Source organism: Limihaloglobus sulfuriphilus (assembly GCF_001999965.1).
GTDB lineage: Bacteria > Planctomycetota > Phycisphaerae > Sedimentisphaerales > Sedimentisphaeraceae > Limihaloglobus > Limihaloglobus sulfuriphilus.
In genome coordinates, this window is record NZ_CP019646.1 from 693923 (window position 1) to 709482 (window position 15560).

The 15560-nt window shown below is 48.0% G+C and carries 12 protein-coding genes; 10 read left to right on the top strand and 2 right to left on the bottom strand.

What is annotated here, in order from left to right; genetic code table 11:
• Positions 1-66: 66 nt before the first annotated feature.
• From mtaB to murD, 8 genes are all read left to right on the top strand, one after another.
• Positions 67-1449: a tRNA (N(6)-L-threonylcarbamoyladenosine(37)-C(2))-methylthiotransferase MtaB gene (gene mtaB, locus SMSP2_RS02685; RefSeq protein WP_146682485.1), complete on the top strand. Its 1383-nt coding sequence runs from the start codon at positions 67-69 to the stop codon at positions 1447-1449.
• Between the two features lie 244 nt (positions 1450-1693).
• On the top strand, positions 1694-3514 hold the full coding sequence (gene dnaG, locus SMSP2_RS02690; protein WP_186804815.1) for a DNA primase: 1821 nt from the start codon (positions 1694-1696) through the stop codon (positions 3512-3514).
• A gap of 568 nt (positions 3515-4082) precedes the next feature.
• Complete coding sequence (gene rpoD / locus SMSP2_RS02695; RefSeq protein ID WP_472387584.1) at positions 4083-5744, top strand: RNA polymerase sigma factor RpoD; 1662 nt, start codon at positions 4083-4085, stop codon at positions 5742-5744.
• 44 nt (positions 5745-5788) lie between these two features.
• The gene (locus tag SMSP2_RS02700; RefSeq protein WP_146682487.1) at positions 5789-8002 is read left to right on the top strand and encodes an AMP-binding protein; all 2214 of its coding nucleotides are present in this window, start codon (positions 5789-5791) and stop codon (positions 8000-8002) included.
• Positions 8003-8067: 65 nt separating this feature from the next.
• A complete protein-coding gene (locus SMSP2_RS02705; RefSeq protein WP_146682488.1) occupies positions 8068-8865 on the top strand; it encodes a DUF5677 domain-containing protein in 798 nt (265 codons plus the stop codon).
• Between the two features lie 72 nt (positions 8866-8937).
• Positions 8938-9966 carry a DHH family phosphoesterase gene (locus SMSP2_RS02710; protein WP_186804816.1) on the top strand — a complete coding sequence of 343 codons (1029 nt, stop codon included), beginning with the start codon at positions 8938-8940 and terminating at the stop codon, positions 9964-9966.
• 138 nt (positions 9967-10104) lie between these two features.
• Positions 10105-11046, top strand: coding sequence for an orotidine-5'-phosphate decarboxylase (pyrF, locus tag SMSP2_RS02715; protein ID WP_146682490.1), 942 nt, complete (start codon positions 10105-10107; stop codon positions 11044-11046).
• A 35-nt stretch (positions 11047-11081) separates the two neighbouring features.
• Positions 11082-12482 (top strand): UDP-N-acetylmuramoyl-L-alanine--D-glutamate ligase, encoded by a 1401-nt coding sequence (gene murD / locus SMSP2_RS02720; protein ID WP_146682491.1) that lies wholly within the window; start codon positions 11082-11084, stop codon positions 12480-12482.
• Positions 12483-12539: 57 nt separating this feature from the next.
• Here murD and SMSP2_RS02725 read toward each other — a convergent pair whose 3' ends face one another.
• Positions 12540-13157, bottom strand: coding sequence for an XTP/dITP diphosphatase (locus tag SMSP2_RS02725; protein WP_146682492.1), 618 nt, complete (start codon positions 13155-13157; stop codon positions 12540-12542).
• 420 nt (positions 13158-13577) lie between these two features.
• Between SMSP2_RS02725 and lexA the strand changes: the two genes are divergently transcribed.
• The gene (lexA, locus tag SMSP2_RS02730) at positions 13578-14282 is read left to right on the top strand and encodes a transcriptional repressor LexA (RefSeq protein ID WP_146682493.1); all 705 of its coding nucleotides are present in this window, start codon (positions 13578-13580) and stop codon (positions 14280-14282) included.
• A gap of 56 nt (positions 14283-14338) precedes the next feature.
• Positions 14339-14587 (top strand): zinc ribbon domain-containing protein, encoded by a 249-nt coding sequence (locus tag SMSP2_RS02735; protein ID WP_146682494.1) that lies wholly within the window; start codon positions 14339-14341, stop codon positions 14585-14587.
• A gap of 4 nt (positions 14588-14591) precedes the next feature.
• Here SMSP2_RS02735 and SMSP2_RS02740 read toward each other — a convergent pair whose 3' ends face one another.
• A complete protein-coding gene (locus SMSP2_RS02740) occupies positions 14592-15557 on the bottom strand; it encodes a DUF3137 domain-containing protein (RefSeq protein ID WP_146682495.1) in 966 nt (321 codons plus the stop codon).
• Positions 15558-15560: the final 3 nt, after the last annotated feature.

The following is a 15560-nucleotide window of genomic DNA, read 5'->3' on the forward strand; positions in this document are numbered from 1 at the left end:
TTTTTTTTAATAATTCCATTTCCGGGCTTGAAATACCGGCCCGGTAATAATATCTTTATCAGTTAAATGAATACATATTATGTTACAACACTTGGCTGTAAAGTCAATCAATACGAAAGCCGACAGATAGCACAGCTGTTATCTAATTACGGCTTAAAGCCTGTAAAGTTCGTACAGTCGCCCGATATCGCGGTAATTCATACCTGCTGCGTTACCCATACCGCCTCATCAAAGAGCCGGCAGCTTATAAGAAAGATTAAACGCCAAAATCCCGATTGCACAGTTATAGTCACGGGCTGCCTTACAAGTGTCGATACCGGCGAGGCAGACAACATCGGTGACGGCATAATCATGCTCGACAGATCGGTTAATCTTCCAGATTACCTGGAAAAACTGCTAAAAAATAAAAAAAATCAGGCAGATTCTTCCAATCCCGTAAGTAAAACCGCAAACGACGATAAAATCAAGGATAAAGACGATAAAATCACAGATAAAAATGATGATTTTCATCTTGATGACCCGCTGGGTCTGGGCTCTGTCACAACTTTTGGCTCCCACTCCAGGGCTTTTCTTAAGATTCAGGACGGCTGCGACGGGTTCTGCAGTTACTGTATAATACCGCATATACGCAAAAAATTGTGGTCAAATCCGCCGGAAATGGTTGAAAAAGAAGCCAGGGCCATGGTCGCGGCGGGGCATAAGGAAATTGTCTTAACCGGAATATACTTAAGTGCTTACATGCAGGAAACCGTTAAACGAAAACGCTGGGACACTTCGCGGAGCCTGGAGCTGGTTTCACTTATCGAGAGGCTTGTGCGGATAGATGGGCTGATGCGGCTTAGGCTAAGCTCGCTTGAGCCGGGAGACATAACAGAGCCTATGATAGAATGTTTCGTGAAATATCCAAATCTCGTCCCGCATCTGCATCTTTCACTTCAGTCGGGCTCGGATCGCATTTTAAGGCGAATGAACCGCCAATACAGGACAGATGAGTTCTTAGAGACGGTTGAACGGCTCAACAATGCTCTTGACCGGCCGGCAATAACAACTGATTTAATTGTCGGTTTTCCTGGTGAGACGGAATTTGACTTTGACCAGTCAATGGAAATATCGCGGCAGGCGGGCTTTGCCAAGATTCATGTTTTCGGTTTCTCAAAACGCAGAGGCACGCCGGCAGCAAAGATGCAAGACCAGATAGAGACACATGTTATAAAAGAACGAGTTCGCCGGCTAAGCGAGCTTGACAAAGAGCTGCAGCAGAAATTCCGGCGTCAGTTCGCGGGCGAGGAAATAAACATTATTGTGGAAAATACCAAAAAACAGACCGGTCGCTGTGAAAGGTATTTTGAAGTGAATTACCACACAAAACACCATCAGCTCCCGCCAAAAAAAGGTGATTTTCTGCGTCTGCGGCTGAAAAATAACTGTATAGATGCCGAGATTCTGTAAAATGTGTTCCCTTGCAAAAACGCAGCTTGTATTTTGAATTTGCAACGGGCGATGTTTACCCTTTCTGTACTGAAAACCAGGTGTCTAAGTACAAGTGTTCAATTTTTATATATCTATCAATAATAGCAACTTAGCGTGTTTGCTTTGTTTTTATTTACTGACGGGTGCGTATATATAAGTGTCGGCGTGTGTTTTTATTCTATACGGCGGCACAATAATATCAGCAAAACCGACCAGGACAATATTGGACAATCTTTCTCGTGACAACTTAAAAGAGCGTATAAGAAACGCCCCGGGTAACGACATTGTAAGTGTCATCTCGGAGCATCTTGACCTGCAGCGCAAAGGTTCTACCTACGTGGGCCTTTGTCCGTTCCACCCCGATACGCATCCGAGCATGTCAGTCAACCCGAATATGCAAATCTTCAAGTGTTTTGCGTGCGGGGCGGGCGGCGATGTCTTTAAGTTCCTTCAGATGCGTGAAAATCTCACCTTTCCACAGGCACTCGAGCGGCTTGGGCTTCGGGCTGGAATTGAGGTTAATTTCCGCCCTAAAAGAGAGCCGCGAACAGCTGCTTCTGACCCTAATATGCTTTTACGGGTTAACAACTGGGCGCAGCGATATTTCCGTCAGAAATTCCTTGATAAAACCCTCGGTGAAACGGCAAGAGAGTATTGCCGCCAGAGAGAGCTGGGCGATGAGCTTATTGAGCAGTGGGGCCTTGGCTACTGCCCGGACAGCTGGGACGATATGAGCAAAGCGGCGATGAAAGCGGGTATCAGTGAAAATCTGCTCATAGAGTCGGGTATTTCGGTCAAGACCAAAAACGGCACTTTAATGGATAACTACAAGCACAGGCTGATTTTCCCTATTATCGATACTATGGGTAATTACATTGGTTTCGGCGGCAGGACTCTCGGCGATGACAAGCGTAAATACGTAAATTCACCCGCCAACGCCATATTTGATAAATCGAATTGCGTTTATGGTCTCGACAAGGCCCGCCACGCGGTTGTCAGAGACAAGTTCGCGGTGCTGGTTGAAGGCTACACAGATGTTATCATGTCTCATCATTTCGGGTTTGATAACGTTGTGGCGGCGCTTGGCACCAGCGTTACAGACGGTCAGATCCGGCTTATAAAACGTTTCGCCGGGCAGGTTGTGATGCTGCTCGACAGCGACATTGCAGGGCGTGCCGCGGCGGACAGGGCGTTGAGCGTGTGCATACGCCAGGGGGTTGATGTAAAGGCGGCTTTTGTCCCCGACGGCAAGGATCCGTGTGAATTTCTGCTCTCGGCGGGCGAAGATGCCATGCGTGATGTGATCGACGGGGCGGTTGACGTGTTCGATTTTAAGTGGCGGCATTTAAAAGAGGAGATAGAAGCGGACGGTTCAACCGTTGAGAAACATTCCAGCACGGTTGACTTTCTCAGGTTTGTCGCTGAGGCTCTGGCAGCGGGAAGTATTGACGACATCTCCCGAGGGCTGCTTGTTCGAAGACTTGCCGGTTTGACCGGAATGAGTGTTGAACAGATCAATACGCGTCTTGAGCGGCTCAGCGGCAATGCAGGGCGAAACATGGTTCAGGCCAGTGAAAACCGGCAGGTGAAGAGTTTTAAACCCGGAAACTCTGCGATGGAAAAGGCCGTCTGGGAAATAGTTGAGGTTATTATCAATGCGCCGTCGAACATAGATAGCATCAGAGAGTATATAGAGCCTGGGAAATTAGACGATATTTATTTGAAGGAAGTGACAGCAGCTTTGTTAAAACTTTACGATGCAAAGGGTTGCGATTTTACGCTTGCCGATCTGCTGGCAGAGATTGAAGAGACAGAGCTTGCTTCTTTTTTAGTAAAACTTGCTGATGAGGGCGAAAAGAAACAGTTCTACACCGAAAGGATACACTCGGCAGTAGAGCTTATTAAATATAACAGAAAAGCAGAGGCAATAAAATCAGCCCAGGCCTCTGATTCAGACCAGTTTATGCAGGCGATCAAAGAGCTTAAGGATCTGCATAAGAGTAATGGAAAGAATCTAAGGCTTGATACACTTGATAAATGGTAAACGGAAAATAGAATCGGGAATTGAGCGGACATGATTTTAGAAGGCAGCAAAATTGTTATTGTCGTGGCCGTTCTCGATAGCCTAATTTATTATTAAACAGGAAAAACAAAAAATGGCGAAAAAGTCTGAAACCAGTAAAAAGACAACACCAAAAAAGACAGCTTCAAAGAAAGAGGAAGTAAAGAAAACAGCTGCAAAAAAAACCGCTCCCAAAAAAGCGGCGGATAAGAAGTCTGCAACAAAGACTTCAGCGGCAAAGAAACCCGCTGCTAAAACAGCCCGGAAGAAGTCGTCTAAAAAATTAACCGCCGAGGATATCGCAAAGATGACGCCGGAGGAAATAGCAGCACTCTCGCCCGAACAGCTTAGTTCGATAGCGGATGATATGATTTCCGATGACAAGAAAAAACCCGCTAAGGATTCAGAGGACTCCAATGAGCAGGAGCCGGATGAATTCGATGAAGACTATGAAGATTTCGACGAAGAAGATCTTCTGCTGCTCGATGATGAGGAAGAGGAAAGTGAAGAAGAGGAAGAAGAACCCGAGCTCACACCTAAGGAGCTTGAGCTGATAATAGAACAGAAGCTCAAAGAGCTTATAGCAAAAGGCAAGAAAAAAGGCTTTTTGACATACGAGGAGCTCAATGATGAGCTGCCCGATGAGGTTGTCTCTCCGGACAGGCTTGACAGTCTTTTGATGAGTCTCGATGAGATGGGCATTCAGCTCGTTGACGAGTCAGATATGACTGGAAAAGACGTTTTTGAGCTAAAAGACGACGATGAAGATTTCGATGCGGTAGAAGAGGAAGAGGTCGATGAAGACCAGCTTTATCAGCAGTCGCTGATGGAGGCAGACGCCAAGAGAATCGATGATCCGGTAAGGATGTATCTGACGCAGATGGGAGAAATTCCGCTGCTGGCAAGAGAGGATGAAATAAGTCTTGCCCGTAAGATAGAGCTGACGAGGATGGCTTTTCGCCGCAAGATTCTTGAAAACGATTATTGTGCCGGTGAAGCGATAAAGATACTTCAGCTTGTAAGCGACGGCGAGCTGCCGTTTGACAGGACTATGAAGATGAGCACTGCTGAGAACCTTATCCGCTCTGTTGTAAAGATGCGTCTCCCGCAGAATCTCAAAACTGCACGGCTGTTGCTTGAGCAGAACCTTATGCTTTTCGAGAAATGGAGTACGCTCGAAGACGGTTCACAAAAGAACAAAGCACTTGTTCAGCTTCGCCGCAACAGGCGTAAAGTGGCAACACTGCTTGAGGAGCTCAGCCTGCGAACAAGCCGCGTGCAGCCGCTGATGGGCAAGCTGGCAAGTATGCTGCGAAAAATACGCAACCTTGAAAGGCTGATTGCCCGCGGTCCGCAGGGCGAGATATACGAAGATGACATTGAAGCCATGCAGATGGAGCATGACGGGCTGATCGACATGATCAAAGAGAGCCCCGAACAGCTCGAAAAGCGTCTTAAACAGCTTGGAATTGTATTCAGAGAGTATGAAGACGCCAAGCAGAAGCTCTCCGGCGGCAATCTGCGTCTGGTAGTCTCGATCGCGAAAAAATACCGCAACCGCGGCCTGAGCTTTTTGGATATTATCCAGGAGGGCAACACCGGCCTTATGAGAGCGGTGGATAAATATGAATACCGCCGCGGCTACAAATTCAGCACATATGCCACATGGTGGATCCGCCAGGCAATAACGCGTGCCATAGCCGACCATTCGCGTACTATCCGTATTCCCGTTCACATGATAGAGACAATGAACAAGCTGCGAACCGCCAGCAAGAACCTGCATCAGAAACTCGGCCGCGAGGCAAGCATTGAAGAGATCGCCGAAGAAGCGGATATGAATCTTGACGAAGCAAAACGCGTTCTCAAAATATCCAAGCACCCAATCAGTCTTGACAGGCCGATCGGCGACAGCGAAGACAGCTATTTCGGCGACTTTATCGAAGATGACCGCATCGCCTCTCCCGTCCATTCTGCGACACGTGAGATGCTCAAAGACAGAATTGATAATGTGCTTAAGAGCCTGACATACCGTGAACGCGAGATTATCAAGCTGCGGTACGGCATCGGCGACGGCCACACATACACGCTCGAGGAAGTCGGCAAAATCTTCAACGTAACCCGTGAGCGCGTTCGCCAGGTGGAGGCCAAGGCAATCCGCAAACTTCAGCACCCTGTCCGCTCGAGAAAACTTGAGGGGTTCATGGATTTATAGCCGCCAGGCAGTTTTATTAGATTTAATTACCGGCAGCCGCAAATATGTTTGAAAAACTTTATAAACCGATTTTTTCCCGTCTTATCCTGCTACTGGTCCGCGTCTTTTACAGAGTGCGGCGGGGCGGTGAGACGGGTTTTTCTTCTGCGCGAGGTCGGTTGATAATAATAAACCATGTTTCGATCATTGATTTTTTGTTTGTCGCGGCCTGCTGCCGGGAGCCTGTTTATTTCGCAGCGAGTGAAAGTATCAGGGACCACTTTTTGAGCCGTCTGCTGAGCAGGTTTTTCCTTTTTGTGCCCGGCGTACTCGGCGAAGAAGAAATCAGCGAATCGGCGGCCGGAGAAATTCGCTCACTGCTCAAACAGAACAGAACAGTTTGTGTTTTTGCCGAGGGCTCAATAACGGCTATGGGTTCCCTGCGACGGTTCAATCCAGATATAATTGAACTGCTTGACGGGACTTGTTCTGTAATTGTTCCGGCGAATATCGGCGGCATCTGGGGCAGTATGTTCAGCCACCGGAGAGGCTCGCCGGGTATCAAAATGCCGCGAGGGTTAAGGCGAAAAGTCAGTGTGTTTTTCGGCCCGGAGCTGCCGGCTGATGCGCCGTTGTCTCTTATCAGACAAAAGGTAATGGAGCTTTCATGCCTGTATTGGGACGAGAAGAAACAGTGCCGGCGGCCGCTGGGAGAGATGTTTGTCCGTTCGGCAAGACACCGCCGGCGTTCGTTTGCCATGGTTGATACTACCGGCAAAGAGCTTAACTGGGGGCGGGTGCTTACGGCTTCGATACTTCTGGGCGACAAAATCGAATCAATGACAAAAGAGCAGGATAAGATTGCAATATTCATGCCTACAAGTATCGGCGGGGCTCTGGCGAATCTTGCCGTTTCATTACAGGGCAAAGTGCCGGTAAACCTTAATTATACAGCATCGTACCACGCCCGGCAGGTAGCAATAGAGGAATGCGGGATAAAAACAATCCTGACATCAAAATTGTTCATAAGAAAACTCGGCGATAATTTCCAGCCTCATGACGGAATGGTTTTTCTTGAAGATATAATGGCTTCGATCAGTGTCGTTGATAAATTGAAGGCCCTCTTAAAATCATATTTCAAGCCGGCGAGAAGTTTTGGCGGCTGGGGCAGTGATTTCAGCGGCGATGCAACCGCCGCGGTTATATATTCCTCCGGCAGCAGCGGTACCGCAAAGGGTGTTATGCTGTCTCACCACAACGTTATATCTAACATCGAATCTTTTACATCTGTTTTTAACATTTATCCTGCTGACAAACTGCTGGGAATGCTGCCGTTTTTCCATTCGTTTGGCTTTACCTGCCTCGTCTGGCTGCCGGCGATCAAGGCAGCTCCGGTTGTGTATGTCGCAAATCCCTTTGATGCCGGCGAAGTGGGCAGATACACCCGCGATTACAAGGCAACCGTGCTGATAACCCTGCCGACGTTCCTGCTGAATTATTCACGGAGAATACCGGCCGACGATTTCAAATCTCTGCGTTATACCGTAGGAGGGGCAGAGAAACTGAAAAAAACCGTATCAGATGTCTTTGAGAAGAAATTCGGTTCGCGTCCATTTGAAGGCTACGGCGCAACAGAGCTTTCACCCGTGGCGACCCTGAATCTGCCGCATACAAAAGAGACCGGAGATTCGCAGCAATGCAGCAAAGAGGGTACGATCGGCCGCCTGATTCCGGGGCTTGCGGTGAAGTTTACCGACATTGAAACAGGCGGCCGGCTCGGTTTCGGTGAGGCGGGGGTAATGCATATCAAGGGCCCCAGCGTAATGAAGGGTTATCTGAACAGGTCTGAGGAGACAAAAGAGGTGCTGGATGACGGGTGGTATAACACCGGCGATGTGGGAAAGATAGACGAAGACGGTTTTATCACGCTTACTGACAGGCTTTCCAGATTCAGCAAAATCGGCGGCGAGATGTTGCCGCACGTCGTTATAGAGGATATGTTAAATGAGTCTATAGGAGAGAACGTAAGCTCTGTGGCGGTTACAAGCGTACCAGACGATAGAAAAGGTGAGCAGCTGGTGGTATTCTATGAGCGGGGCGAGGTTATGCCGGATAGCTTGAAGAAGATTTTGAATCAGTCGCAGATTCCTAATCTGTGGAAGCCGCATTCTGACAATTATTTCGCAGTAGAAACTATTCCCCGCTTAGGCTCGGGTAAGGTTGATTTGCTCAAACTGCGGCGAATGGCACTTGAGAAAGTTGAGGATCTCCGTTCTTAGCGGCGGCTTGATTTTGCGGCTGTTTTTGATAAAATGGATTTTTGTGATAGAACAAGGGACAATAAATGAGAAAACCTGAACAGCAGCTTGAACTGCTCGAACTTGACGCGGAACTGATAAAAAAATGGTACCTCGAAACACGAAAACTCATAGAAGATACTGTATGCCCCGATGGGCAGGCCGACATGGTTTGCGCTGCGGCGCTGGCGGTGGGGGGCAATTACAGTAAATCGGTGATTGAACTTCTTCGCCTGGGGCATCAGCTGCCAGCAAAGGCACTGCTGCGGATTCTGTGTGAGCTTACTGCGAAACTCGCCTGGGTCATCGTTGCCCCCAGGTCCAAGAAGAAAAATAAAAAGGAGGAGTTTGAAAAGAAGCTCAACCAGTGGCACAGGGCAACACTTCACAAGAGGATAAACATTCTCGAAGAGTTCAGAAGTATTGTACCTGAAGAACAGCGGGATTATCTGGAAAAAGCGATAGTAAACGCCAAGGCCCAGTTCAAGAGACTGCACGGGCCGAGAATGCCTAAGACGATAGAGATATTTTCCAAACTTTCGCCAAAATGGAGAAAAGGGATGTACCCGCGAGGCTTTTTGCAGTTTAATGACGCTGTTCATATTGATTTGGGCAGTCTGGCGCATCGGTTCAGCACCGAAGGCGAGGTCGCCAATGTCGATCCGGACAGCAATGACGATGTCTCTGAGCTGAGCGGCTACTGTTTATGTTTTATTTATCAGATTATTTACATTGTTCGGAGCCATTTTGGTATGGATACAGAGCAAATGGCGGCAGAGTTTCATGATAACGGGCGAGATATTTTCAGCCCGCAGGAAACAGATAAATTAAAGAATATAGGATAGATTAAGGCCTTTTCCAGAGGCATATTTTTTATGCATTCTGAAAAGGTTTATTTGTACAGAAGGATTTTATATATGGCTAATGTTGACGATTTTGCACAGGCACTGGAATTGATAGAGACCTCAAAAAAGGCCGCCGTAACAACGCATGTCCGGCCCGACGGCGACGCGTGCGGCAGTCTCAAGGCGATATGCACATTTATTGAATCATGCGAGAAACAGGCACAGCCGTTTTTCCTGTCACCAATACGTAAATGGCACGAGTTTCTCTTTGAAGATGCTCCCGTTCTCGGGCGTGATTTTGATATAGATGATTTGGCTTGCGGCAAAGGGCGGTTTGAAGGTGTCGATCTTATAGTCATCTGTGATACAAACAGCTATACCCAGCTGCCCGGACTTGCGGAGTTTCTCCAGAACACCGATATCCCGATAATCGTCTTTGATCATCATATAACAAACTCCAACATCGGCACTGTCAACGTAATAGACCGCGGCTCATCCTCTGCTGCGGAGATAGTGTATGACTTTGTTATATTCGCCGGCATGAAAATACTTCCCGGTCTGGCAACAGCCCTGTTTCTCGGAATCGCTTCGGACAGCGGCTGGTTCCGCTTTACCGGCGGCAAAGGGGACGTGTACCGCAGAGCCGGCTCTCTAATTGACCTGGGCGCAAATCCAAGGCTGGTTTACAGTACCATATACGAAAGCCTCACGCCCGGCCGGCTGAAACTCCAGAAAGTTGTGATTGACAACATTGAGCTCTTTTGCGGTGACAGGCTGGCGATTTCAATGGTCAGTCAAAAGGATTTTGAGCAGTACGGATGCCGCTCAAATGAAACAGAAGGGCTTATAGATATTCCCAGACAGCTTGCATCAGTGATAGTTACCGCGCTTTTTATTGAGATGGAGAACGGCACATACCGCTGCTCAATCAGAAGCAAACGCGGGGTTAAGGTCAGAATCCTGGCGCAGGAGCTCGGCGGCGGCGGACATGACATGGCGGCGGGAATCCGCTTTGAGACTGATTTTCAAACCGCGAAAAATCAGATTGTTGAGAAAGTTGAAAAACTTTTCCACGATTATGAACAAAGGAATTCAGATTAGAAACTGGTGTATTTTTGTGTACAATTAACACAAAATATTGGAATCGTTCCGCGTTTATGTTATATTAACCATTCGTTGCCGCAGTTTAGCGGCTTAATATTGTAATTATAACTCAGTTATCTGAGACGAAAGGTTAAAATGACAAAACATTTCTGTGACAGGCTTTGCGAAAGCGTCAAAGCGAAAAACAGCCCGCTGGCAGTAGGGCTTGACCCTGTATTTTCACGGCTTCCAGAGGACATACGTTCCAAAGGCAGCCAGACTGATGAGGATTTTGTTATTGATGCGGTCTTTCAATTCGGTTGTGAAGTAATAAAAGCCGTCGCTCAGCATGTGCCGGCAATAAAGCTGAATATAGCGTTTTTTGAACGTTACGGTTATGAGGGTATTGAGTGTTTTCACTCGCTCGTTACCGAAGCCAAGGAACAGCAGCTCGAGGTTATCGGCGATGTTAAACGCGGCGATATCGGCCATACATGCCTGGCCTACGCCGATGCGTATCTCTCCGAGCACACTTTCAGGACGCTGGGACTCAAACCGTCCGATGCGATAACGATTAACGGTTTTGCCGGCAGTGAAGGCATTGAACCGTTCGCCGAGAGAGCCGGAGAAAACGGTAAGGGCGTTTTTGTCTGGGTCAGGGCAAGCAATTCCAGCGCCGCCAGGCTGCAGGATGCTGTAACTGCCGATGGACAAATGTTCTATGAGATTCTCGCGGACATAACGGCAGAAATAGCCTCAATGCCCAAATATATCGGTGAGAGCGGATACAGCTGTGTCGGAATGGTTGTCGGCGGCACATCGCCGGAACACACCACAAAGCTGCGAGAAAAATATCCCAATATCTGGTTCCTCGTTCCCGGCTTCGGCTCACAGGGCGGAGAGGCGGTTGACTGCGTTAGATTCTGCAAGCCCGACGGCACAGGAGCATTGATAAACTCTTCACGCGGAATTATTTACGCCTACGAAGAACACAAATACAAATCGGCCTTTGCCGACGACTGGCGCAAATGTATAGAACAGGCCGCGATTGACGCCAATAAAGTGCTCAAAGACTCGTTTGATAAGATTTATAAATAAATCATCTGTATAGCGTAACAGGAAAATCTGGGGCAATGAATTCTAATCTGCTTACGGGCAAAAAGGTTGTGGTTCAGGGGCTTGGCCGGTTTGGCGGCGGGCTTGACGCGGCGGTTTTTGCCTCGTCCAGCGGCGCTTCCGATGTTATCGTAACAGACCTTGCCTCGGCGGAGGTTCTCGCGGCGTATGTATCAGAGCTTAAACCTCTGGAGAATATAACCCTGCGGCTGGGAGAGCATAAGAGAGATGACTTTACCAGTGCAGATGTGGTTATCGTAAATCCGGCTGTTGCGCCTGATAACGAATATGTCAGGGCGGCACGAGACGGTGGTGCGGTAATAACCTCGCAGATCGAGATTTTCTTTAAACTCTGCCCGTGTGAGATTGTCGCTGTTACCGGCTCCAACGGCAAGAGTACAACTACGTCGCTGACGGCTCATCTGCTCAGCGGGGCATTGGAATATCAAAATAATCTGCCGTATAAAAATGTTATTCTTGGAGGCAATATTGGTAACCGGCCGCTGCTTTCAGAGCTTGAAAACCTCACCGATAAAGATATCGCGGTACTTGAGATATCGAGTTTTCAGGCCGAACAGCTAGCCCGCGGCGAAACCGACGGAGGACCGTTGGCTCCGCAAGTCTGTGTTATAACAAATCTTAGCCCTAATCACCTTGACAGACACGGTACGTTTGAAAATTACTGCGATGCCAAGGAATCACTCTTTGCCAACCAGAAACCCGACGCCCGCGGGCCCGTATTAAGTGTGTTTAACCTCGAGGATGCACTGACCGCCGGTTGGTTAGAAAAATACACCCGGCCAGGCAGAATATGCAAAGGGTTTAAGGCTTCTCAAGCATATAAATACCGCGATGTTACACCGCTTGCCGGCGAGATGAACCTGTCAAACCTCGCGGCGGCTGCTTGTGCCGCGGAGCATTTCGGTGTGACAGAAGATTCGATACGCAAATCACTGCCGTCTTTCAAATCTCTGCCGCACAGGCTGGAGTTTGTCCGTGAGCTGGACGGCGTGCGATGGTACAACGATTCAATCGCCACCACGCCCGAGAGCGTAATCGCGGCGTTGACTTCTTTCAGCGAGCCGATGGTTCTTATCGCCGGCGGATATGACAAGAACATCCCCTTTGACGAGCTTGGTATTGCCGCGGCGGGCAGGCTTCGCGGGGCTGTTCTTATTGGAAAGACGAGGGGAAAAATAAAGGCCGCCATCGAAGCCGGCTGCCGCAGTGCCTCCGGCAATATCAGTGAGCCGGTAATAAAGGTAGTAGATTCCCTTGAACAGGCCGTCCTGGCTGCAAGGGAAATCGCGGTATCAGGCGATATTGTCGCCATGAGCCCGGCATGTGCCAGCTATGATATGTTCACAAACTTTCAGCAGCGGGGCGAAATGTTCCGCACTCTGGTAGCAGGACTGTAAAAAACAGCCGCATTTTCTCATGCTGACACCTGACTGCGTTGCTTGTGTTCGCCGGTTTTACTTTCGTAACATTTTCTCCAGAATGGGTTTAAGTTTCATTACCGCTTTGGCGCGGTGGCTGATGGAGTTTTTCTCATAGCTTTGCATCTGTGCCACGGTTTTGCCTTTTTCCGGTATATACAGAATCGGGTCGTAGCCGAAACCGTTTGTGCCGCGTTTTTCGGTGCTTATGATTCCCTCAAAAACCCCATCAGTCTGAGCCAGCACTTCGTCGGGGCTCGCCAGGCACAGACAGCAGCGGAATCTGGCGGTTCTTTTTTCGTTAGGTACGCCTTCGAGCAGGGCCAGTGCCTTTTCAGTGTTCTCATGGTCAATTAACTGTTTGTCATCGTGTACTTTATGTGTTCCGGAAAACCTTGCGCTGTGGATCCCCGGCGCTCCATCAAGAGCGTCTATTTCAAGCCCCGAATCGTCGGCTACTGTCCATAGGCCGGTTTGTTTCGCGTATCCGCAGGCCTTGATCGATGCGTTCTCGGCGAAAGTGTTACCGGTTTCTTCGACTTCTTGAAATTCCGGCAGGTCTGAAAGGCTGAGCCATTCCACTTCCGGTATGTTGAGCAGTGCCTGGAATTCTCTTTTTTTCCCTGAGTTTGTTGTCGCAACGAGTATTTTCATTTTATGTATCCTGTTAAAATTGTTATCTCTTTATAAACATTTTACAAAAAAAATCGCTGCTGACAAGAAACTCGCCGGATATTGGCTGGTATTTTGTAATATACTTATTGAAAAGGACTTATGTGTATGAATAAATTTTGTCAGCGGCAGTTTTTATTTGTTTTGGTCGGTGGTCTCTGGTTTTTACCAAATATAAACCTAAAAAGCCTTGATATGCCGCGGCCCGATGTTATAATAATCATTTAAAGTAATGTTTAAGAAGCTATTTTGAGGGAAGTTAAATGGCGGCAAAAGAGAGTCCAATTTGTATATTCGGCCCGGGCGGAGATTATAAGAAAGAATATACTCCCGAACCCGAGGCAGAAAAAGACGGTCTGCTCAAGAAGGCCATATCGTGTGTCGCAGATTCGCTGATAAGTGATGGCGAAGAATCAGAAAATTCCAGTCAGGAGCAGAAAAGTGAATACAGCAAAACGGAAAAAAAGAAACTCGCTAACACCCAAAAAAGTCGAGATACTAAGATTCATAAGACAGTATCAGCTTCAAAATCTCTATCTGCCGACGATTCGGGAGCTGGCAGAACACCTTCAAAGAAGCATCACAACCGTGTTCGAACACTGCGAAAACCTGCGAAACGACGGTTTTCTGTTGTCGTCGGGGAGGAAGGTTCGCTCTTTGGAGCTGACGAAAAAGGGGATTGAGACCTTAGACAAAATTGACGGCAATGTTGAGCAGGACGATCAAAGCGGCCCGGACGAAGACGGGATACCCTTTGCCGGCAGCGTCGCGGCTGGTTTTCCGGTTGATGCGGCTCAATTTGACGGCCGGCTCACTCTTCACGGCGAGTTCGGCAGGGATAACATCTTCGCTTTGGAGGTCTCCGGCGACAGCATGATAGAGGACAATATCTTCCCGGGTGACAGGGTAATCTGCCGCAGACCGGAAAGCGTCCAGAACGGCGATATCGTTGTGGCTCTTGTGGATGATGTAGAGGTAACTCTTAAGCGGTTTTACAACAACCGCGGCAAGATATGCCTTCAGCCTGCCAATAAGAACTACAAACCGATCTTTACGGATAACTGTCAGGTACAGGGGGTTGTTGTGGGCTTGATAAGGAATATGTAAGTCTCTTTGCGTCATTTTACGTTCTTGTTTAGTTTGCGCCTGGAGGTGGAAATAAAATGAAAAGGTCTTTTTGTCAAAGTTGCGGTATGCCGCTAAAAAAGGACAAAGGCGGCGGAACAAATGCTGATAAATCCCTGAATCCTGATTATTGCAGTTATTGTTATCAGGAAGGTAAATTCACCTTTGAGGGTGAATTCAGTGAGTTTCAGGAATTCTGTAAACGAAGAATGATTGAAAATGGCCATTCCAGGTTGACGGCGTGGTTAATGACGCGAGGTATAAAACGGCTGAAAAGATGGCAGTAGCCGCTTATCTTTTGCTCCAAATCCTGGTGTTGAGGTTCAGGTCTTCTACAATCCCGATTGCCATCGCCAGGTCTTCGTAGTATTCACGTATAGGGGCAAAATTCAGCAGGGTGGTAAAAATTTTCGGCTCAAAGAGGTTTTTGTTGTACTTTATAGCCACAAAGATACTTTCAAACCTGAATGAGATAAAAATCTCCCTGCCGGTACGCTGTTTGAAATCGGTTATACGCTTCATCAGGCTCGTTGAGAGTATGTAGCGGGCCTCGATCTGGTCAGTGGAATGAACCGCAAAATGCCGTTCAAATTCCGGGTCTTCGAGTTTTACCAGCTCATCACGTGTAAAATTCATGGATTGTAGTCTCTGGCCCAGCCTGCCGAAAAGTTTCTGGGCAGTATCGGGCAGTACCAGCGTTTTGCCCTCAAAGTGTTTGTTGAATTCGGCAACAAAAAAGAGCCCCCTGAATATCGTGTGGTGCTGTTTGCGGTTTTTGTGGCGGGTTATATATTCGGTATGCAGCTCAGAAAAGCTCATCGGAGTCTTGCCGACAGTCCCCTCTACGAGGTCTTCGCCTTTGTACTCATCATAACGAGTTTGAAAAATATCCGACGCATCATATACGTGTGAAGGGATACATGCGTAGGGCTCGAAGTGAAGCTGCGGGTCAATAAATTTGATTATGCGGTTGATAACCGTATTCTTGAAATCGGCGACATAAGACTTTGAAAAGAATTTCAGGGCAAAGCTGCATATTACAAATGTGATAACCACAGGAAAGACTATTATACCCAATCCCGGCGTTGTCCCGCCGCCAAAAACTATTGCGGCAACTCCGCCAAATACTATAACGGCCGTAACCGCGGCGGTGATTAACAGGTTCCGCAGGACTTTTTTCCTTTGGTCTTCCAGCAGAACCAGCTCAGGTTCAAGCTCTTTGCTGTAAAAGTCTTTCAGCTCCTCGATTGTTTTCATAAT